The organism is Streptomyces uncialis (genome assembly GCF_001905345.1).
Lineage (GTDB): Bacteria > Actinomycetota > Actinomycetes > Streptomycetales > Streptomycetaceae > Streptomyces > Streptomyces uncialis.
This window is the reverse complement of sequence record NZ_LFBV01000001.1, coordinates 1,998,811-2,018,837: the sequence shown is the minus strand read 5'-3', so window position 1 is coordinate 2,018,837 and position 20,027 is coordinate 1,998,811. Positions and strand designations below refer to the sequence as shown.

General features: G+C 72.7%; 14 protein-coding genes. 8 read left to right on the top strand and 6 right to left on the bottom strand.

What is annotated here, in order from left to right; genetic code table 11:
• The 5 genes from AB852_RS08635 to glgB form a co-directional block, all read left to right on the top strand.
• The coding region (locus AB852_RS08635; protein ID WP_073785713.1) for an electron transfer flavoprotein subunit alpha/FixB family protein at positions 1 to 351 on the top strand (351 nt) is incomplete at its 5' end.
• 400 nt (positions 352 to 751) lie between these two features.
• Entirely contained in the window at positions 752 to 2,767 is a 2,016-nt protein-coding gene (locus AB852_RS08630) for an alpha-1,4-glucan--maltose-1-phosphate maltosyltransferase (RefSeq protein WP_107499147.1), read from the top strand.
• A complete protein-coding gene (treS, locus tag AB852_RS08625; RefSeq protein ID WP_073785091.1) occupies positions 2,764 to 4,551 on the top strand; it encodes a maltose alpha-D-glucosyltransferase in 1,788 nt (595 codons plus the stop codon). The genes AB852_RS08630 and treS overlap by 4 nt, the downstream gene beginning before the upstream one ends.
• Positions 4,552 to 4,816: 265 nt before the next feature.
• Positions 4,817 to 6,256 carry a maltokinase N-terminal cap-like domain-containing protein gene (locus AB852_RS08615; RefSeq protein ID WP_073785087.1) on the top strand — a complete coding sequence of 480 codons (1,440 nt, stop codon included), beginning with the start codon at positions 4,817 to 4,819 and terminating at the stop codon, positions 6,254 to 6,256.
• A 104-nt stretch (positions 6,257 to 6,360) separates the two neighbouring features.
• Positions 6,361 to 9,033: a 1,4-alpha-glucan branching enzyme gene (glgB, locus tag AB852_RS08610; protein ID WP_245876644.1), complete on the top strand. Its 2,673-nt coding sequence runs from the start codon at positions 6,361 to 6,363 to the stop codon at positions 9,031 to 9,033.
• Between the two features lie 61 nt (positions 9,034 to 9,094).
• Here the strand turns inward: glgB and AB852_RS08605 are convergent, their stop codons facing one another.
• A complete protein-coding gene (locus tag AB852_RS08605) occupies positions 9,095 to 11,323 on the bottom strand; it encodes a HelD family protein (protein WP_245876687.1) in 2,229 nt (742 codons plus the stop codon).
• Between the two features lie 397 nt (positions 11,324 to 11,720).
• On the opposite strand from AB852_RS08605, the gene AB852_RS08600 reads away from it, so the two are divergent.
• Positions 11,721 to 12,332, top strand: a complete 612-nt coding sequence (locus AB852_RS08600; RefSeq protein ID WP_073785083.1) for a dihydrofolate reductase family protein — start codon at positions 11,721 to 11,723, stop codon at positions 12,330 to 12,332.
• 68 nt (positions 12,333 to 12,400) lie between these two features.
• Here AB852_RS08600 and AB852_RS08595 read toward each other — a convergent pair whose 3' ends face one another.
• From AB852_RS08595 to AB852_RS08575, 5 genes are all read right to left on the bottom strand, one after another.
• Positions 12,401 to 13,195, bottom strand: a complete 795-nt coding sequence (locus tag AB852_RS08595; RefSeq protein WP_073785081.1) for a VOC family protein — start codon at positions 13,193 to 13,195, stop codon at positions 12,401 to 12,403.
• A gap of 178 nt (positions 13,196 to 13,373) precedes the next feature.
• Entirely contained in the window at positions 13,374 to 13,706 is a 333-nt protein-coding gene (trxA, locus tag AB852_RS08590) for a thioredoxin (RefSeq protein WP_073785079.1), read from the bottom strand.
• Positions 13,703 to 14,176, bottom strand: a complete 474-nt coding sequence (locus tag AB852_RS08585; protein ID WP_073785077.1) for a MerR family transcriptional regulator — start codon at positions 14,174 to 14,176, stop codon at positions 13,703 to 13,705. Before AB852_RS08585 ends, trxA begins: the two co-directional genes overlap by 4 nt.
• Positions 14,177 to 14,402: 226 nt before the next feature.
• Complete coding sequence (locus AB852_RS08580) at positions 14,403 to 15,350, bottom strand: NAD(P)-dependent oxidoreductase (RefSeq protein WP_079184367.1); 948 nt, start codon at positions 15,348 to 15,350, stop codon at positions 14,403 to 14,405.
• A 229-nt stretch (positions 15,351 to 15,579) separates the two neighbouring features.
• The gene (locus tag AB852_RS08575; protein ID WP_073785075.1) at positions 15,580 to 16,980 is read right to left on the bottom strand and encodes a cation:dicarboxylate symporter family transporter; all 1,401 of its coding nucleotides are present in this window, start codon (positions 16,978 to 16,980) and stop codon (positions 15,580 to 15,582) included.
• Positions 16,981 to 17,229: 249 nt separating this feature from the next.
• On the opposite strand from AB852_RS08575, the gene AB852_RS08570 reads away from it, so the two are divergent.
• A complete protein-coding gene (locus AB852_RS08570; RefSeq protein WP_073785074.1) occupies positions 17,230 to 18,990 on the top strand; it encodes a sensor histidine kinase in 1,761 nt (586 codons plus the stop codon).
• Positions 18,991 to 19,043: 53 nt separating this feature from the next.
• The gene (locus tag AB852_RS08565; protein ID WP_399505461.1) at positions 19,044 to 19,658 is read left to right on the top strand and encodes a response regulator; all 615 of its coding nucleotides are present in this window, start codon (positions 19,044 to 19,046) and stop codon (positions 19,656 to 19,658) included.
• Positions 19,659 to 20,027 lie beyond the last annotated feature (369 nt).

Here is a 20,027-nt window from a genome sequence, read left to right as displayed (position 1 = left end):
TCGGGTGGTCGTGGTGTGGGGGGTGCGGAGGGCTTCGGGGTGGTGGAGGCTCTGGCGGATGCGCTGGGTGGTGCGGTGGGGGCGTCGCGGGCGGCGGTGGACGCGGGCTGGTATCCGCATGCGGGTCAGGTGGGTCAGACGGGGAAGAGTGTGTCGCCGCAGTTGTATGTGGCGAACGGGATCTCGGGGGCGATCCAGCACCGGGCGGGGATGCAGACGTCGAAGACGATCGTGGCGGTGAACAAGGACGCGGAGGCGCCGATCTTCGATCTGGTGGACTTCGGTGTGGTGGGTGACCTGTTCAAGGTCCTGCCCCAGCTGACCGACGAGATCAACCACCGCAAGAACTGACCCACGACCCGAACAACCCGGCCCGACCCGAACGGCCCGGCCGGCCCGGACCGCCCGGCCGGCCTGATCTCGACCTGACCGGACAGTCCGGCCGGCCCTGGCCGATCCGGCTGCCGGTCACCCACGGCCCCCGCGACCCCCACCGGTCCCGGGGGCCCGGCCATGCCCCGGCCGTGCCCCGGAACCGTCCCCGGGGACACAGGGAACGATCCAGGCGACACAGGGAACGACCCCCGGGACACAGGGGACGGCCGCAGGACAGGCCGAACGAGTGAACTGCGTGAACGCGGACTGAGGCTGTCATGCCCGCGCGCGGCCCGTCGGCCTTCCCGCGATACAAAGGGGGCAAAAGCCGCATAAAGTCGAGCCACCCGCCTCGCAGAGCCCCCAAGGTGATGCCGTGAACTCGCCGATTGGCCGTATTCCCGTACTGGATCTCCACCCGCTCGTCGATCACGGGCGCAGGCCCGCCAAGGCGGTGGTGAATGAATCCTTCCAGGTCAGCGCCACCGTGTTCCGCGAGGGTCATGACGCCGTGTCAGCCGCGGTCGTCCTCACCGACCCGGACGGCCGGGCCGCGCCACCGGCTCCGATGCGCGAGCTCGCCCCGGGCACCGACCGCTGGGGCGCGACCGTCACCCCCACGGTCGAGGGACGCTGGACGTTCACCGTCGAGGCGTGGGGCGATCCGCTCGCGACCTGGCACACCCACGCCGGGATCAAGATCCCGGCCGGGATCGACACCGAACTCGTGCTGGAGGAAGGGGCCCTGCTCCACGAGCGGGCCGCCGCCGGGGTGCCCAAGCGCAAGGGCCGCCGCGAGACCGTGCTCGCCGCGGTGGACGCGCTGCGGGACACCGCGCGACCGCCCGCCGCCCGGCTCGCCGCCGCCCGTGACACGGGGGTCACGGAGGTGCTGGACCGGTATCCGCTGCGGGACCTGCTCACCGTGTCACGGCCCGCGCCGCTGCTCGTGGAGCGCGGACGCGCGCTGTTCGGGTCCTGGTACGAGTTCTTCCCGCGTTCCGAGGGGGCCAGGGTCGTCCCCGGGAAGCGGCCGGTCCCCGGGACCCTGCGGACCGCCGCCGAGCGGCTGCCCGCGATCGCCGCGATGGGCTTCGACGTGGTGTACCTGCCGCCGGTCCATCCGATCGGGACCACCTTCCGCAAGGGGCCCGACAACTCCCTGACCGCCGGGCCGGACGACCCCGGGGTGCCCTGGGCGATCGGCTCGCCGGAGGGCGGCCACGACGCGATCCACCCGGAGCTCGGCACCCTCGCCGACTTCGACGACTTCGTCCGCAGGGCCCGTGACCTGCGCCTGGAGATCGCGCTGGACTTCGCGCTCCAGTGCTCCCCCGACCATCCGTGGGTGACCAAGCACCCGGACTGGTTCCACCACCGGCCCGACGGCACGATCGCCTACGCGGAGAACCCGCCGAAGAAGTACCAGGACATCTACCCGATCGCGTTCGACAAGGACATGGACGGCCTGGTCCGGGAGACCGTGCGGGTGCTGCGGTTCTGGATGGCGCGGGGGGTGCGGATCTTCCGGGTCGACAATCCGCACACCAAGCCCGTGGTCTTCTGGGAGCGGGTCATCGCCAAGGTGAACGCGTCCGATCCGGACGTCGTCTTCCTGGCCGAGGCGTTCACACGCCCGGCCATGATGCGTACGCTGGCCGAGATCGGGTTCCAGCAGTCGTACACGTACTTCACCTGGCGCAACACCAAGCGGGAGCTGACGGAGTACCTGACCGAGCTGACGGGTAGGTCGGCGGCGGTGATGCGGCCCAACTTCTTCGTCAACACCCCCGACATCCTGCCCGCCTACCTCCAGCGCGGCGGTCGTCCCGCGTTCGAGGCGCGGGCCGTCCTCGCGGCCACGCTGTCGCCGTCCTGGGGTGTCTACAGCGGCTACGAGCTGTGCGAGAACACGCCCCTGCGGGAGGGCGGCGAGGAGTACCGGAACTCCGAGAAGTACGCGCTGCGGCCCCGCGACTGGGAGGCGGCCGAGCGCGCGGGGCGCAGCATCGCCCCGCTGATCACCGCGCTGAACCGGATCAGGCGGCGCAGTCCCGCGCTCCAGCAGCTGCGGGACCTGCACTTCCACCACACCGACAAGGAGGAGGTGATCGCCTACTCGAAGAGCGCCGGGGGGCCCGCCGGATCGAACACGGTTCTGGTGATCGTGAACCTCGATCCGCACCATACCCAGGAGACCACGGTGTCGTTGGACATGCCGCTACTCGGACTCGGCCGGCACGAGTCCGTACCGGTGCGCGACGAGCTCACCGGCGAGACCTACCACTGGGGCAGGACCAATTATGTGCGCCTCGAACCGGGCCGCGCCCCCGCGCACATCCTCACCGTCCTGCGACCGTCCTCACCGATCGGAGGGTCACCCACACCATGATCGTCAACGAACCCGTCCCCGACACGTTCGAGGACACCCCGGCCAAGGACCGCGATCCTCAGTGGTTCAAACGGGCCGTCTTCTACGAGGTCCTCGTCCGCTCGTTCCAGGACAGCAACGGCGACGGCGTCGGTGATCTGAGGGGCCTCACCGCCCGGCTGGACTATCTCCAGTGGCTGGGCGTCGACTGTCTGTGGCTGCCGCCGTTCTTCAAGTCCCCGCTGCGGGACGGTGGTTACGACGTGTCGGACTACACGGCGGTCCTGCCCGAGTTCGGTGACCTGGCGGACTTCGTGGAGTTCGTGGACGCCGCCCATCAGCGGGGCATGCGCGTGATCATCGACTTCGTGATGAACCACACCAGCGATCAGCATCCGTGGTTCCAGGAGTCCCGCGCCGATCCCGACGGGCCGTACGGCGACTACTACGTCTGGGCGGACGACGACAAGCAGTACCAGGACGCGCGGATCATCTTCGTCGACACGGAGGCGTCCAACTGGACGTTCGACCCGGTGCGCAAGCAGTACTACTGGCACCGGTTCTTCTCCCATCAGCCGGACCTGAACTTCGACAACCCGGCCGTGCAGGAGGAGATCGTCGCCGCGCTGAAGTTCTGGCTGGACCTCGGCATCGACGGCTTCCGGCTCGACGCGGTCCCCTATCTGTACGTGGAGGAGGGCACCAACTGCGAGAACCTGCCCGCCACCCACGAGATGCTGCGCCGGGTCCGCGCGGAGATCGACACCCACTACCCGGACACGGTGCTCCTCGCGGAGGCCAACCAGTGGCCGGAGGACGTGGTCGACTACTTCGGGGACTACACCAAGGGCGGTGACGAGTGCCATATGGCGTTCCACTTCCCGGTGATGCCCCGGATCTTCATGGCGGTGCGGCGTGAGTCCCGCTACCCGGTCTCCGAGATCCTGTCGAAGACCCCGGCGATCCCCGACGGCTGCCAGTGGGGCATCTTCCTGCGCAACCACGACGAGCTGACGCTGGAGATGGTCACCGACGAGGAACGCGACTACATGTACGCGGAGTACGCCAAGGACCCGCGGATGCGGGCCAACATCGGCATCCGCCGCCGACTGGCGCCGCTGCTCGACAACGACCGCAACCAGATCGAGCTGTTCACCGCCCTGCTGCTGTCCCTGCCCGGCTCGCCGATCCTCTACTACGGCGACGAGATCGGGATGGGCGACAACATCTGGCTCGGCGACCGCGACGCCGTGCGCACGCCCATGCAGTGGACCCCCGACCGGAACGCGGGCTTCTCGTCCTGCGACCCGGGGCGGCTGTATCTGCCGACCATCATGGACCCGGTCTACGGCTACCAGGTCGCCAATGTCGAGGCGTCGATGTCGTCCCCGTCGTCGCTGCTGCACTGGACCCGCCGGATGATCGAGATCCGCAAGCAGAACCCGGCCTTCGGCACCGGCTCGTACACGGAACTCCAGTCGTCCAACCCGGCGGTCCTCGCGTTCCTGCGGGAGGCGCCCGCGCGGGACGACGGCGGCGACGACGACCTGGTGCTGTGCGTGCACAACTTCTCCCGCTTCGCCCAGCCCACGGAGCTGGACCTGCGGCAGTTCAACGGGCGGCATCCGGTGGAGCTGATCGGCGGGGTGCGGTTCCCCGCGATCGGTGAGCTGCCGTATCTGCTGACCCTGGCCGGGCACGGCTTCTACTGGTTCCGGCTGCGCGAGGAGTCCCGCCCGGACGCCGCCACGACGGTCGTCGGCCGCGCCGGCGCCCTGCCCCCGTCCGGCGACCGGGACGGCTGAGCCGGACCGGTCCGGCCGCCCGGTCGGGTCGGCCCGCCTGGCCCGCCTGGCCCGCCTGGCCCGACCGGCCCGCCTGGCCCGACCGGCCGGAGCGACCTGCCCGGTCGGTCCGGTCGGTCCGGTCGGCCGGGCGCACGGAGGTTCCCGGGGCGCGCCCGCCCCGGGGGCGCCGACCCGGCGGGCGCTCCCCGGCGCGGACCGGCGGCCCCGGCACCATCCACCCACCCGAACCGCACAAGGCGCCCCGCCAGAAAGGAGCGACGCCATGCCGGAAGCCGTCACCCGGGACGGCCGGACGCCCGCCCGCTCCCAGGAACTGATCGCGTCCCTCGGCCCCCTGCTGCTGACCTGGCTGCCCCGGCAGCGGTGGTTCGCCGGGAAGGGGCGTCCGGTGAACGGTTTCACGGTGGTGTCGGCGACGGAACTGCTCCCGCCGGGCGCCGTCCCCCGGCTGCTGCATGTGCTGGTACGGGCCGAGCAGAGCTCCCCCACCGGACCCACCGCCGACTGCTACCAGCTGCTCGTCGGGGTCCGGCGCACCCTGCCGCCGTCCCTCGCGCCCGCCCTCATCGGCCGCCCCGAACGCGGTCCGCTGCGCGGCGCCACCGTGTACGACGCGCTGTACGACCCGCGACTGGCCGATGTCCTCCTCGAAGCGCTGCGGATGCGCGCCCGGGTCGGGGAACTGCGCTTCGAGCGGACCGGGGCCACCGAGATCCCGTCCGGTCTCGTCCCCCGGGTGCTCGGAGCCGAACAGTCGAACTCCTCACTGGTGTACGGAGATACGTTCATCCTCAAACTCTTCCGCCGGATCGTCCCCGGTACCCACCCCGATCTGGAGCTGCCGCTCGCCCTCGCCACCGAGGGCTGCCGACGGGTGCCGCCGCCCGCCGCCTGGTTCTGCGCGGACGTGGGCGCCCGGGGGACGGCGGTCGACGAGGGCACGGCCTCCGCGCGACGGGAGGGGGCCCTGGTGCTGGGCGTGCTCCAGCCGTTCCTCAAGAGCGCCGACGACGGCTGGGAACTGGCCCTCGACTCGCTCGCCCGGGGCGGCCCCTTCACTCCGCAGGCCCACGCGCTCGGCCGGGCCACCGCCGAGGTGCACGGCGCGCTCGCCCGCGCGCTGCCCCCGGTCAGCCTCGGCCGCGCCCAGATCGAGGCACTGTCCCGGAGCATGGCGAACCGCCTCGACACCACCGCCCGCGCGGTGCCCGCGCTGCGCCCGTACGCCGACGGACTGCGCACCGCCTTCGAGGCGCTCGGCGAACTCGGTACGGGACAGCTGTCCTGGACCGCCCAGCGGGTGCACGGCGATCTGCACCTCGGGCAGTGTCTGCGGGCCCCGGACGGCGAGTGGTCCCTGATCGACTTCGAGGGGGAGCCCGCGCGCCCGCTCGCGGAACGCCGACTGCCGCAGCCCACGGTCCGCGATGTCGCGGGGATGCTGCGGTCCTTCGACTACGCGGCCCGGCAGTACCGCCCCTGGTCCCCCGACTGGGCCGACGACTGCCGGGCCGCCTACTGCACGGGGTACGCGGAGGTGTCCGGCCGTGACCCCCGCCATGAGCCGGTGCTGCTGCGCGCCTACGAGACCGACAAGGCGGTGTACGAGGTGCTGTACGAGGCACGGCACCGCCCCGACTGGCTCCCCGTCCCGCTCGCCGCCGTGGCCCGCCTCGCCACCCCCTCGCTCCCCCGCCCCTGACCGTCCCCTGTCCCCTGTGCCGCCCCTGGCCTTGTCCCGGTCCCCTGCCACCGTCCCGCAGTCCGAAGTCCATCGACCCGGCTCCGCCGAGGAGGCATTCCCCCGTGACACGTCGCCCCGCCACCAGCGAACCGCCGGACCCCGAGGCCGTACCGACGGCCCCCGCGCCGACGGCCGCCGACCAGGCGCCGCCCGCCCCGCGCGCCCCCGGGCGGAAGACCGCGCCCGCCGCCCCGGACGGCCCGCCGCCCGCGAAGAGCGGCGCGGACACGGCACCGAGGACCGGGCGGACGGCGGGCCGTGCGGCCCGGATCACCGGGAAGGCGGCCGGGGACAAGGACCGGCGGTCGCCCCGTACCGCCAGGCCCGCCGCAGCCGCAGCCGCAGCCGCAGCCGCAGCCGCACCAGGATCCGAACCCGTCGCCCGCCCGGCCCCCGTGGACCCGGCACCGGACCACCCGACCGTCGCGCACCTGGTCGCCGCCCGGCAGGTCACCGCACCGCCGGACCTGACGCACGACACCACGCCCGCGCACGACTCGGTACCCGGCTCCCCCGAGGACACCGCCACCGCACGCCAAGCACCCCCGTCCCCGGCCTCCGTGCCGGACGGTGACCGTGGGCGGCTGCTCGACGGGACGCATCACGACCCGCACGCCGTGCTCGGCGCGCACCCCGTGCCGGGCGGGACCGCCGTACGGGTGCTGCGGCCGTACGCGCTCGGGGTCACCGTCGTCGCCGACGGGGTCCGGACCGCGCTGGCCGACGACGGGGACGGGTTCTTCAGCGGGCTGCTGACCGGCGCGCGGCCCGCGGCGTACCGGCTGCTGATCGCGTACCAGGGCGCCGAGGTGGACACCGCCGACCCGTACGCGCTGCTGCCCTCGCTCGGCGCGTTCGATCTGCATCTCATCGGTGAGGGACGGCACGAGGAGCTGTGGACCGCGCTCGGGGCCCGGCCGCTGACGCACCAGGGGGTGGCGGGGACCCGGTTCACGGTGTGGGCGCCGAACGCGCGCGGGGTCCGGGTCATCGGGGCGTTCAACCACTGGGACGGTACGGGGTTCCCGATGCGGTCGCTGGGGTCCAGCGGGGTGTGGGAGCTGTTCCTGCCCGGGGTCGGGGAGGGCGAGCTGTACAAGTTCGAGATCACCCGCCCGGACGGCTCGCTGACCCGGCGGGCCGACCCGATGGCCCGGCACACCGAGGTGCCACCGGCGACCGCGTCGGTCGTGCACGCCTCGACCTACGAGTGGGGGGACGCCGAGTGGCTGGCCCGGCGCGGCACCCCGGCCGTGCACGAGGCCCCGTTCTCGGTGTACGAGGTGCATCTCGCGTCCTGGCGGCCGGGGTTGACGTACCGTCAGCTCGCGGAGCAGCTGCCCGGGTATGTCAAGGATCTCGGGTTCACGCATGTGGAACTGATGCCGGTCGCGGAGCATCCGTTCGGCGGTTCCTGGGGCTACCAGATCACCGGCTTCTACGCGCCGACCTCCCGGCTGGGCTCCCCCGACGACTTCAAGTACCTGGTGGACGCGCTGCACCGGGCGGGGATCGGGGTGCTGGTCGACTGGGTGCCCGCGCACTTCCCCCGGGACGAGTGGGCGCTGGCCGAGTTCGACGGGCGCCCGCTGTACGAGCACGGGGACCCGGGACGGGCCGCGCACCCGGACTGGGGCACGCTGGAGTTCGACTACGGCCGCAAGGAGGTACGGAACTTCCTGGTGGCGAACGCCGTGTACTGGTGCGAGGAGTTCCATATCGACGGGCTGCGGGTCGACGCGGTCGCGTCGATGCTGTACCTGGACTACTCCCGGGAGTCCGGTGAGTGGTCGCCCAACGAGCGCGGGGGCCGGGAGAACCTGGACGCGGTGGCGTTCCTCCAGGAGATGAACGCGACGGTGTACCGCAGGGTGCCCGGGGTGATCACCGTGGCGGAGGAGTCGACGGCGTGGAACGGGGTGACCCGCCCCACGCACGAGGTGGGTCCGGACGGCTTCGGCGGGCTGGGCTTCGGGCTGAAGTGGAACATGGGCTGGATGCACGACTCGCTCCAGTACATCGCGCACGAGCCGGTGCACCGCAAGTACCACCACCATGAGATGACGTTCTCGATGGTGTACGCGTACAGCGAGAACTACGTACTGCCGATCTCGCACGACGAGGTCGTGCACGGCAAGCGGGCGCTGGTGTCGAAGATGCCCGGCGACTGGTGGCAGCAGCGGGCCGACCACCGCGCGTACCTCGGTTTCATGTGGGCCCACCCGGGCAAGCAACTGCTCTTCATGGGACAGGAGTTCGCGCAGGGCGCCGAGTGGTCCGAGGCGCACGGACCGGACTGGTGGCTGCTGGACCCGTCGTACTCGGCGGAGCCGGATCACCGGGGGGTGCGGGATCTGGTGCGGGATCTGAACACGGTGTACCGGCGGGAGGGCGCGCTGTGGCAGCGGGACACCGATCCCGGGGGGTTCTCGTGGGTGGTGGGGGACGCGGCGGAGGACAACGTCTTCGCGTTCCTGCGCTTCGCGGCCGACGGGACCCCGCTGCTGTCGGTGTCGAACTTCTCGCCGGTCGTCCGGCACGACTACCGGCTCGGGGTCCCCGGGGACGTACCGCTGTGGCACGAGGTCCTCAACACGGACGCGGTGCGGTACGGGGGCGGCGGGGTCGGCAACCCCGACCCGCTGAAGGCGGAGCCCTGGGGCGCGCACGGGCGGGCGACGAGCCTCGGGCTGACGCTGCCGCCGCTGGCGACGGTGTGGCTGCGGCCGGTGTAGCCGGACGCGGACCCGGTCCGGCCGGTCCCCGCGCGGCGACCGGCCGGACCGCACACCGGGACTATCCGGCCGGGGCCGCGGACAGCGGGTCGTGGCCGGTGTGGACCAGGCCCAGGGACTGGGTGGCCCGGGTCATCGCCACATAGAGGTCGCTGGTGCGGTACTCCCCCGGCTCGACCACGATCACCGTGTCGAACTCCAGCCCCTTGGACTGCCGGGGGTCGAGCAGGACGACCCGCCGGGTCAGATCGGGTGCGGCCCCGGCGGTGACCCCGGGCAGCGAGCGGGCCAGTTCGGGGTGCAGGGCGCGGGGCGCGATCACGGCGAGCCGGCCCTCGTCGGGCAGGGCGCCCGCGACGGCGTCACCGACGGTCGCCGCGAGCTTCTCGGGGGTGGTCTCCCGGACCCAGGGGTGGGCGCCGGTGGAACGCACCGACTCCGGAGGTTCGAAACCGGGGTGCTCGGCGCGGACGACCCGGGCCGCCGCGTCCATGATCTCGGCCGGGGTGCGGTAGTTGACGCCGAGGACGGTGTGCTCCCAGCGGTCCTGGACATAGGGGGCGAGGATGCGTTCCCAGGAGCCGACCCCGGCCTCGTCGGCGGTCTGCGCGGGGTCACCGACCAGGGTCATGGAGCGGGTGGGTGAGCGGCGCATCAGCAACCGCCATGCCATCGCGGACAGTTCCTGTGCCTCGTCGACGATGATGTGGCCGAAGGTCCAGGTGCGGTCGGCCGCCGCGCGTTCGGCGGCGCCGCGGTGGTCGTCCTCCTCGTGCCGCTCGGCCATCCGCTCGGCGTCGATGACGTCGTGCGCGCCGAGCACCTCGGAGTCCTCGTCGTCCACGTCCTCGAACTCGTAGGTGCGGGAGGCGTAGGACACGTCGAGGACGCCCTGGGCGTAGGCGATCCGGCGCAGTCGTTCGCGTTCCGCTTCGGTGCGGGCGGCCCGGTCGTCCTCCCCGAGGAGTTCGGCGGCCTCGTCGAGCAGGGGTACGTCCGCGGTGGTCCAGTCGCCGCCGGTGCGCCGGACGGCCGCCGCGTCGGCGGGGGCGAGATGGGTGGGGTCCGCGAGGAAGTCCGCGAGCAGCCGCTGGGGGGTGAGCCGGGGCCACAGGGTGTCGATGACGGCGTGCACCTCGGGGTCGGCGCCGAGTTCGTCGCGGATCTGGGTGAGGTCGGAGGGGTCGAGGAGGTTGGAGCCGTCGTAGGGGTCGGTGCCGATGCGTTCCGCGACCAGGTCGGTGAGGGTGTTGAGGAGGTGGCCCTCGAAGTGTTCGCGGGCGGCGTTGTGCGGCAGGCCCAGGGCGCGGGTGCGGTCCCGGGCGACCCGGACGAGGTCCGCGTCCAGTCGCAGGATGTCGCGGTCGTGCTCGATCAGGACCGCCGGGTCGGGCAGGGCCTGGCGGTCGGCGACCACGGCCGCGAGCACCCCGGCCATCTCCGCGCGGCCCTTGACCTCGGCGGCGCGGGGGGTGTCGGTAACGGTGGCGCGGACGCCGGGGTAGAGCTCGCCGACGGTCGCGAGGAGGACACCGGTCTCACCGAGCGCCGGCAGCACCTCGCCGATGTAGCCGAGGAAGGCGGGGTTGGGTCCGACGATCAGCACCGCGCGTTTGGCGAGGAGTTCGCGGTACTCGTACAGCAGATACGCGGCGCGGTGCAGGGCGACGGCGGTCTTGCCGGTGCCGGGGCCGCCCTCGATGACCAGGACGCCCTGGTGGGGGGCGCGGATGACCCGGTCCTGACCGGCCTGGATGGTGCGGACGATGTCCCCCATCCGTCCGGTGCGGGCCGCGTCGAGCGCGGCGAGCAGCACGGCGTCGCCGGTGGGGTCCTCGTGGCCGGTGCGGGAGGTGTCCCCGAGGTCGAGGATCTCGTCGTGCAGGGCGGTGACCGTACGGCCCTCGCAGGTCAGATGTCTGCGGCGGCGCAGTCCCAGCGGGGTGTGGCCGGTCGCGAGGTAGAAGGGGCGTGCGACGGGCGCGCGCCAGTCGATGAGGACGGGGACGCGTTCCCCGGTGGCGGGGTCCTCGTCGCGGATGCCGATCCGGCCGATGTGGTGGACGGTCCCCGAGGTGAGGTCGATCCGGCCGAAGCACAGGGAGCCCTCCACGGCGTCGAGCGCGGCGAGGAGGCCGGACCGCTCGTACACCTGGATGTCGCGTTCGATACGGGCCTGGAGGCCGTTGCCCACGGGGGCGAGCGCTCCGGCGACGGCGCGTTCGGTGCCGGAGCGCAGCAGATCGACCCGCTGGTGGAGTCCGTCGACGAATTCCTGTTCCGTCCGCAATTCCTTGTCCTCGTGTTCCCCGCAGTCCGGAATTCCACTGCTTGACAATTCGACTCCTACCCCGATAGGCTTTGCCCTGTTGAGCTTCTTCGTGCTGTTCGCCCGCATTACGGCACGCGAAATCGCGAAACGACAAATATACGCAAGGCAAACCCCCGGATGTCAATTGTCCCGGGGGTTTTTTGATCGCCTGATCCGCGTCGTGAAGCCGATCCCTACCGCCGTGCTCGATATCCGGGTCCGCTGCCGACGCCGTCGTTCCCGTGTCCGTGTTCGCCCGTCCGTCCGTCCGGTCCGGCGGCGCTCCGCGGCATTCGCCGGGCGCGCACCGATGACTTCACGCCCCGCCGCCGGTCAACCCCGGGACAACGCACGACACGACGATCGGAGCACCACCATGGGACACCTCGCAGCTGTTGAGTTCATGTCACTGGACGGGGTGACGCAGTCGGTGCTCTCCCCCGACGAGGACCGCGACGGCGGATTCGGGCACGGCGGATGGGTGCCGCCCTATGTGGACGCCACGGTGGAATCGTTCATGAGCACCGCCACCGCGGGGGCCGCCGCCCTGCTCCTGGGCCGCAGGACGTACGGCATCTTCGCCGCGACCTGGCCGTACGCGGACGCATCCGACCCGGCGGTCGCCGCGATGAACGCGATGCCCAAGTACGTGGTGTCCCGGTCGCGACCCGAGCTGACCTGGGAGAACTCCTTCCAGCTCGGGGCCGACCTACCCGCGGAACTGGCCCGGGTACGGCGGGAGACCGACGGGGAGATCCTGGTCCTCGGCAGCGGGGAACTGCTGCGGACCCTGATCGAGCTGGACGCCGTCGACGAGTACCGGCTGCTGACCTTCCCGCTGCTCCTCGGCACCGGCAAACGCCTCTTCGACCAGGGCTCGGCACCCCGGCGGCTGGCGCTGGTGGACAGCGGGGCCACGGAGAACGGGGTCCTGGTCACGACGTACCGGCGGGCGGCGCCCGGGGACGGGGGCAGGGACGGCGGCTGACCGGGCCGGGCCGGGCGGGACGGGTGCCCGGGCCGGGTCCGGAGGGGGCGCCCGGCCCGGGTCCGGGGTCAGGAACCGCCGGGCTGCATCGCGCCGAAGGGGGCGCCCCACGGGTCGACGAGCAGTGCCATCTCGCCCCAGGGCGTCCTCGTCGGTTCCTGGACGACCGTGCCGTTCGCCTCGCGGTGCGTCGCGACGGTGTCCGCGAGGTCGGCCACCGCGAACGTCGTCATCCAGTGCGGGGGCACCTCCGGCGGGAACCGGTCGCCCATGTCACCGACCCCGCCGACCGGGCGGTCCGGCGCGGCCTCGGTGAACAGGCCGAGATAGTCGCCGGACGCCTCGTCGACGCGGTGCGCCTTGAGTCCCAGGGCGGCCTCGTAGAACGCGGCGGCGGCCGGCAGATCACGGGTGTTGCAGTCGCACCAGATCACCGAACCGGGCTCGTTGACCCGGCCCGCGCCGATGAAGTCCTGAGGGTCCCAGACGCCGAACACCGCGCCCGTCGCGTCCGAGGCGACGACCATCCGGCCCAGGGTGCCCACGGCGTCCGGGCCGAACAGCACCGCGCCGCCCGCGTCGGAGATCCGCCGCGCGGTCGCGTCCGCGTCGTCGCTCGCCAGGAACGTCGTCCACACATGGGGCGGTTCCGGCTGTCCCTCGGGGGCCATCGCCGGGCTGATCCCGGCGACCGCTCTGCCGTCCTTCTCCATCACGGCGTAACCGCCGTACTCCGCCGGGCCGACCTCACCGGTCCAGCCGAAGAGCGTGCCGTAGTAATCCATCGCGGCACGCTGGTCCTGCGCCGTCAGACCCACCCAGCACGGGGTACCGGGCGCATAGGCTTCATTGATCTCGGGCATTTCGCGAGACCTCCAGAACACGGCCGTGCGCGGTACCGGAACCGGTACCGCGATATCCCCTCCGTTCCTCACTCTGGCACGGCGGCGGGCCGCTGTCCTTTCGGCGGTGCGCGGTCCGGCGGCGGGCGGTGCCGGGGCCGGTGGCGGGCGGTGCGCGGTCCCGGCGGCCGGCCCGGGCTCAGACCACCTCGGCCAGCTCCGCCAGGAGCTTGCGCTTGGGGCGGGCGCCCACCACCGACCACACCGGCTCGCCGCCCCGGAACACCGTGAGCGTCGGCGCCGACAGCACCCCGTAGCGGGCGGCGGTCGCCGGACTGGTGTCCACGTCGAGCTGGACGATCCGCAGCCGGTGGGACTCCTCCCGCGCGATCTCGGCCAGCACGGGGGCGATCATGCGGCACGGCGGGCACCAGTCCGCCGTGAACTTCACCAGCACCGGCAGCTCCGCCCCCAGCACCACCTCCGCGAAGTCCTCGTCCGTCACCTCGGTCAGACCCTTGGTCCCGATCATGTGTGTCCGTCCTCCGTTCCGTGTGTGTCCGTGGTCCCGTCCGGTACGTCCCCGGGGAACACGGCGCATCCGGGCTCCGGGCCTCCCGGAACCAGCGCGTCGGCGGCCAGCGCGTCACGGGCCCGCTCGGCGCGTACGAGCTGCTCCCCGACCTGGCTCCTGACGGCCGCCAGTTCGGCCATCAGCAGATCGAGTTCGGCGAGCTTGCGGCGGTACACGTCGAGGGACGCGGGACAGGAGTCGCCCTCGGGGTGACCGGCCCGCAGACACTCCACGAACGGCCGGGTCTCCTCCAGGTCGAAGCCGAAGTCCTGGAGCGTACGGATCTGCCGCAGCAGCCGCAGATCGTCCTCGTCGTAGACCCGGTGGCCGTTCTCCCCGCGTCGCGCGGACAGCAGCCCCCGTGTCTCGTAGTACCGCAGGGCGCGGGGGGTCGTCCCCGCCCGCGCCGCGAGTTCACCGATGCGCATACCCCGACGCTAGGGCCTGACGTCGGCGTCAGGGCAAGCACCCGGTCCGGCGGGCCGCCGTGCGCGGTCATCGGCAGCGGCCCGGCGGACCGTAGGCGCCAGGGGGGCCGGACGGGGGCCGGGCCCCGGGACCCGGCGGCGGCCGGCGGGACCGCCGCCCAGGACGGCTCCCGCGCCGGGTGCCGCGCCCGACCGGGGTGCAGCGGTACCCGGCGCGGGGCGCAGCTCAGCTCCGGTCGGCGGGGCGCACCACGTCCACCGTCGCGGTCCAGCCCTCCTTGGCGCGGCCCGCGGCGAGGGTCCGGTCCGCGACGGACTTGATGGCGTGCAGGACACCGGTGTCCAGGCGCCGGTGCTCGGACACCTCGACCAGGTGCTCGACGGTGGCCGCCATCATCCCGAGGTTCGCGCCGCCGCCGGGGTACTCGCCGGACGCCACCTCGGAGGCCATCTCCGCGGCGATGGGCGGCATGATCGCGGTGATGCTGTCGAAGAACGGGCCGATGGCGAGCGGGTCGGCGCCCTCCGCCTCGGCGAGGGCGAAGGCGTGCACCAGCCCGGACATGCTCGCGTAGAAGTAGTCGAGCAGCGCCAGGTCGTAGGCGGCGGCCAGACCGTACTCGGCGCCGACGTACTCGATCCGTCCGCCGAGCGCGCCGAGGGTTCCGGCGTACCGGTCGAACAGTTCGCGGGGACCGGCGTGGAAGAGCAGCGCGTGCGGGGTGCCGATGACGTCGACGGGGACCATGACGGAGCCGTCGAGGTAGTCGATGCCCCGGTCGGCGGCCCACGCGGCGGTCTCCCGGGCCCGGTCGGGGGTGTCGGCGGTCAGATTGACGAGGGTCCGGCCGGGCAGGTCGTCGGCGATCGCCTCGGTGACCGCGGTGACGGCCTTGTGGTCGAGCACGATGAGTACGACGAGCGGGCTGGCGCGGACGGCCTCGGCGGCGGTCGCGGCCTCTGTCGCGCCCTGGGCGACGAGTTCGTCGGCCCGGCCCGGGGAGCGGTTCCAGACGGTGGTCGGATGCCCGGCCCGCAGGAACGCGGCGGCGAGCGCCCGTCCCATCGCGCCGAGACCGAGCACCGTGACGGGGGTCCTGGCAGCGGCCGTGGCTCCCGTGGCGGCGGCGGTGGCGGCGGTCGGGACGGCGGAGGTGGGGGCGTTGGATGACATCGGTAACTTCCTTCGTCGGAACGGTCGTTCGCGGTGTCTCCATCGTCGCGGGGGCCGGAAAGTCCCACAAGTACCGACTTTCTGGTCGGGTACGCACCTGTGGGTAAGGGACCCGCCGTCCGGGGGGGGCCGGTCGCCGGATACGGCAAAGCCCCGGAGCCGTTCCCCTGAGGGGCGGTTCCGGGGCCGAGAAGCCGGTGTGTGGGGGGCGGCGCGTCGAGGGTCCGCGTTACGCCTTCACCGGCTCCTTCCCGCCGTCGCGCGCGTCCGCTTCGCGCTGCGCCGGCACGTCGTCGTCCCCGGACCGCTCCGGCGTACCGCCGTGGCCGTCGTCCAGCAGGGTCCGCTCGTCGAAGGGCAGTTCACCGGCGAGGACCCGGGTGACCCGCTCGCGGTCGACCTCCTTGGTCCACACCCCGATCAGCAGGGTGGCGACCGCGTTGCCCGCGAAGTTGGTGAGGGCGCGGGCCTCGCTCATGAAGCGGTCGATGCCGATGATCAGGCCGACGCCGTCGACCAGCGCGGGCTTGTGCGACTGGAGTCCGCTCGCGAGGACCGCGATCCCGGAACCGGACACCCCGGCCGCGCCCTTGGAGGCGATCATCATGAAGAGCAGCAGCCCGATCTGCTGGCCGATGCCCATCGGCTGGCCCATGGCCTCCGCGATGAACAGCGAGGCCATCGTCAGATAGATCATCGTGCCGTCGAGGTTGAACGAGTACCCGGTCGGGACGGTGATCCCGACGACCGGGCGGCTCACCCCGACGTGCTCCATCTTGGCGATGAGACGGGGCAGCGCGGACTCCGACGACGACGTCGACAGGATGAGCAGGAACTCCCGGCCCAGGTAGCGGAACAGATGCCAGATGTTGACCTTGGCGACGACCCAGGTCAGCAGGCCCAGCACCAGCGCGACGAACAGCGCGCAGGTGACGTAGAAGCCGAGCATGATCGTGGCGAGCGCCTTGAGCGCGTCCACGCCGGTCTCCCCGATCACGGCGGCGATCGCGCCGAACGCGCCCACCGGGGCCGCCCACATGATCATCGCGAGAACGCGGAAGACCAGCCGCTGGATGTGCTCGACACCGCGCAGCACCGGCTCGCCGGTACGGCCCATCGCCTGGAGCGCGAAGCCCACGAGCAGTGCGACCAGCAGGGTCTGGAGGACCTCGCCCTCGGTGAACGCGGAGACCAGGGTCGCCGGGATGATCCCGAGCAGGAAGTCCACGGTCCCCTTGCTGCCCTCGGCGGCGGCGTGGCCGACCTCCTTGTCGGAGTCGGTGAGGTCCATCCCGGTGCCCGGGTCGAGGATGTTGCCGACGAGCAGACCGATGGCGAGCGCGGCGACGGACATCACCATGAAGTAGCCGAGCGCGAGACCGCCGACCTTGCCGATCTTCGCGGCCTTGCGCACCGATCCGACGCCCAGCACGATCGTGCAGAAGATGATCGGCGAGATCATCATCTTGATCAGGGCGACGAACCCGGTGCCGAGCGGCTTGAGTTCCTTGGCGAAGTCCGGCGCGGCGAAGCCGATGGTGATGCCGAGAGCCACGGCGACGATGACGGCGATGTACAGATAGTGGGTGCGGTCCCGCTTGGCGGGCGGGGCGACGGCGGTGTCGGCCACGGGTGCCTCCTCGGCAACGACGACTGGGGCGGACGGACAGGACGGCGGTCCGGCGGACGCGGGATGCCGTGAATTCCCGCGTGGCACGGAACGGGCGGGGCCGTCCCGCGTGGTGCGCTCAGTGCGTGCGGCTCACGTCCTGGCTGGCGGATCCCGGTGAATATCTCCCAGCCTGTGAGGGGGGTCACCCTTGCGTTCATTGAGTTCACGCGTCGTGGCCCGGCCGCGGGGAGCGTGCAGACTGTTGCCATGTCCCCCGCCCGCCGGTCCCGGCCCTCCGCGCCCCTCGCCCGGCTGACCCGTGTACCGCGTGTGCCCCGGCCGCGCAGTCTGGCCGCTCAGCTCTTCGCGATGCAGGTCGTCCTGGTCGCGCTCGTCGTGGTGGGCTGCGCGCTGTTCACGTACCTGAGCGACGGGCACCAGGCGGAGCAGGCGGCCAGCAGGCAGGCGGAGGCGGCGGCCCGCGCGGTGGCCGCGTCCCCCTCGGTGCGGGAGGCGGTGCTCGGCCCGGACCCGACCCGGGAGCTCCAGCCGTACGCGGCGCGGGTGCAGCGGGAGACGGGGGTCGACTTCGTGACGATCATGGATACGGCGGGTATCCGCTGGACGCACCCCGACGAGCGGCAGATCGGGGGCCCGTTCCTCGGTCACACCGGGCCCGCGCTGCGCGGGGAGACCTTCGCGGAGACGTACACCGGGACGCTGGGACCGTCGATCCGTGTCGTCACCCCGGTGTACGCGGGCGCCGCGGACGGGGCGGTGACGGGTGACGGGGCGGGGGCCGGGGGCGCGGCGCCGGACGGGCCGATAGTGGCGCTGGTCAGTGCCGGGATCACCATCGAGGAGATCAGCGCGCAGGCCCGGGACCAGGTGATGGCGCTGCTCGCGGTCGCGGCGGGCGCGCTGGTGCTCGGCGGGATCGGTACGTATGTGATCAACGCGCGGCTGCGGCGGCACACCCACGGGATGAACGCGGCCGAGCTCAGCCGGATGCACGACTACCACCAGGCCGCGCTGCACGCGGTGCGCGAGGGGCTGCTGATGCTCGACGGACAGCGGAAGGTGGCCCTCCTCAACGACGGGGCGCGTGAGCTGCTCGGGGCCGGGGACGACACCGTGGGCCGTTCCGTCGCGGACCTGGGGCTGCCGCCGTCGCTGACGGGCGCGCTGCTGTCCGCCGAACCCCGGGTGGACGAGCTGCATCTGAGCGCGAGCCGGGTCCTCGTGGTGAACACCCAGCCGGTGTCCAGCGGGGGGCGGCGCGGAACGGTGGTGACACTGCGGGACCACACCGACCTCCAGTCGCTGATGGGGGAACTGGACTCGGAACGCGGGTTCACCCAGGCACTGCGCTCCCAGGCCCATGAGGCGGCGAACCGGCTGCACACGGTGGTGTCGCTGATCGAGCTGGACCGGGCCGGGGAGGCCGTCGACTTCGCGACCGCCGAGCTGGAGCTGGCGCAGGCGCTCACCGACCAGGTGGTCGCGGCGGTCGGCGAGCCGGTGCTGGCGGCGCTGCTGCTGGGAAAGGCCGCGCAGGCCAACGAGCGGGGGGTGGAACTGCTGGTGTCCCCCGACAGCCGTCTGGACGACGGGGTGCTGCCGCCGTCGCTGCCCCCACGCGACCTGGTCACCGTCCTCGGCAACCTCATCGACAACGCGATGGACGCGGCGCAGGGCACCCATCACGCCCGCGTCACGGTGACGGCCGGCGCGGGGGACGGGGTGCTGACCCTGGACGTCAGCGACACCGGGGCCGGGGTGGACCCGGCGCACACGGACGCCATCTTCGACCGCGGCTGGAGCACCAAGGCCGCCCCAGGACGGCCGGGCGGCCGGGGGCTGGGCCTCGCCCTGGTCCGCCAGACGGTGAGCCGCCACGGCGGCACCCTGACGGTCTCGGGCGCGCCCGGCGGCGGCGCCCGTTTCACCGCACGGCTGCCGTTGCGGCCACAGGGCGGGGCGGAATCAGGAGCCGTGGCGGGAGCGGGTACGGAGGTGGTCCGGTGAGCGGGATCAGGGTGCTGGTCGTCGAGGACGACCCGGTGGCCGCCGACGCGCACATGATGTACGTGGAGCGGGTGCCCGGGTTCACGGCGGTCGGCAAGGTGCACACGGCCGCGCAGGCGCGGCGCGCGCTGGAGCGGCAGGCGGTGGACCTGCTGCTGCTGGACCTCCATCTGCCGGACGGCCACGGGCTGGCGCTCGCGCGGTCGTTGCGGGCGGCGGGGCATCACGCGGACGTGATCGCGGTGACCTCGGCGCGGGACCTCGCGATCGTGCGGGAGGGGGTGTCGCTGGGGGTCGTGCAGTACGTGCTGAAGCCGTTCACGTTCGCCACGCTGCGGGACCGGCTGGTGCGGTACTCGGAGTTCCGGACGGCGGCGGGGGAGGCGAGCGGGCAGGACGAGGTGGACCGGGCGCTGGCGACGCTTCGGGCGCCCGCGCCGGCGGAGTTGCCCAAGGGGTTGAGCGGGCCGACGCTGGAGCGGGTGGTGCGGACCTTGCGGGCCGCGCCGGACGGGGTGACCGCGGCGGGGGCCGCGGAGGTGGTGGGGATCTCGCGGATCACCGCGCGGCGGTATCTGGAGCATCTCGCGGGGACGGGGCGGGCTACCCGGGCGCCGGTCTACGGGCAGATCGGGCGGCCCGAGCTGCACTACCGCTGGCGCGAGTAGTCCTCCCGGGGGGCGTGTTCTTTGTCCGCGGGTCGCCTTCGCTTGCGCCTCTGAGGTCCGTCCGGCTGGACGCGCTTGTTCCTGTGCCGTCGCTCGTGGGGTGCGCAGTTCCCCGCGCCCCTTTGGGGCGCGTCCGGTCGGTTCTTGGGGTCGGTGCCGGTCGGGATTCTCCGTCCTCGCTCCAACGCGCTCGGTACGACGTCCAGCGGAGCTACTGAAGAGCATCGGAGTCTGCGGGCAGAGATTCCCGCCCACCCCCTCCCGCAGCCATGCGACTGCGGGACGAGGAGGGTTTGAACCCCGGCCCCGGTCGCTGACCGCCCGCACCCTGACGGCAGCCCCAGGTGGGCGCCCCTTCAGGGGCGCGGG

Bases quoted from the DNA above. Each gene is read 5' to 3' on its own strand.
- treS (WP_073785091.1), top strand. From the start codon at position 2,764: ATGATCGTCAACGAACCCGTCCCCGACACGTTCGAGGACACCCCGGCC.
- AB852_RS08565 (WP_399505461.1), top strand. From the start codon at position 19,044: ATGATGTACGTGGAGCGGGTGCCCGGGTTCACGGCGGTCGGCAAGGTG.
- AB852_RS08615 (WP_073785087.1), top strand. From the start codon at position 4,817: ATGCCGGAAGCCGTCACCCGGGACGGCCGGACGCCCGCCCGCTCCCAG.
- AB852_RS08570 (WP_073785074.1), top strand. From the start codon at position 17,230: ATGTCCCCCGCCCGCCGGTCCCGGCCCTCCGCGCCCCTCGCCCGGCTG.
- AB852_RS08595 (WP_073785081.1), bottom strand. From the start codon at position 13,195: ATGCCCGAGATCAATGAAGCCTATGCGCCCGGTACCCCGTGCTGGGTG.
- AB852_RS08580 (WP_079184367.1), bottom strand. From the start codon at position 15,350: ATGTCATCCAACGCCCCCACCTCCGCCGTCCCGACCGCCGCCACCGCC.
- trxA (WP_073785079.1), bottom strand. From the start codon at position 13,706: ATGATCGGGACCAAGGGTCTGACCGAGGTGACGGACGAGGACTTCGCG.
- AB852_RS08600 (WP_073785083.1), top strand. From the start codon at position 11,721: ATGGGACACCTCGCAGCTGTTGAGTTCATGTCACTGGACGGGGTGACG.
- AB852_RS08585 (WP_073785077.1), bottom strand. From the start codon at position 14,176: ATGCGCATCGGTGAACTCGCGGCGCGGGCGGGGACGACCCCCCGCGCC.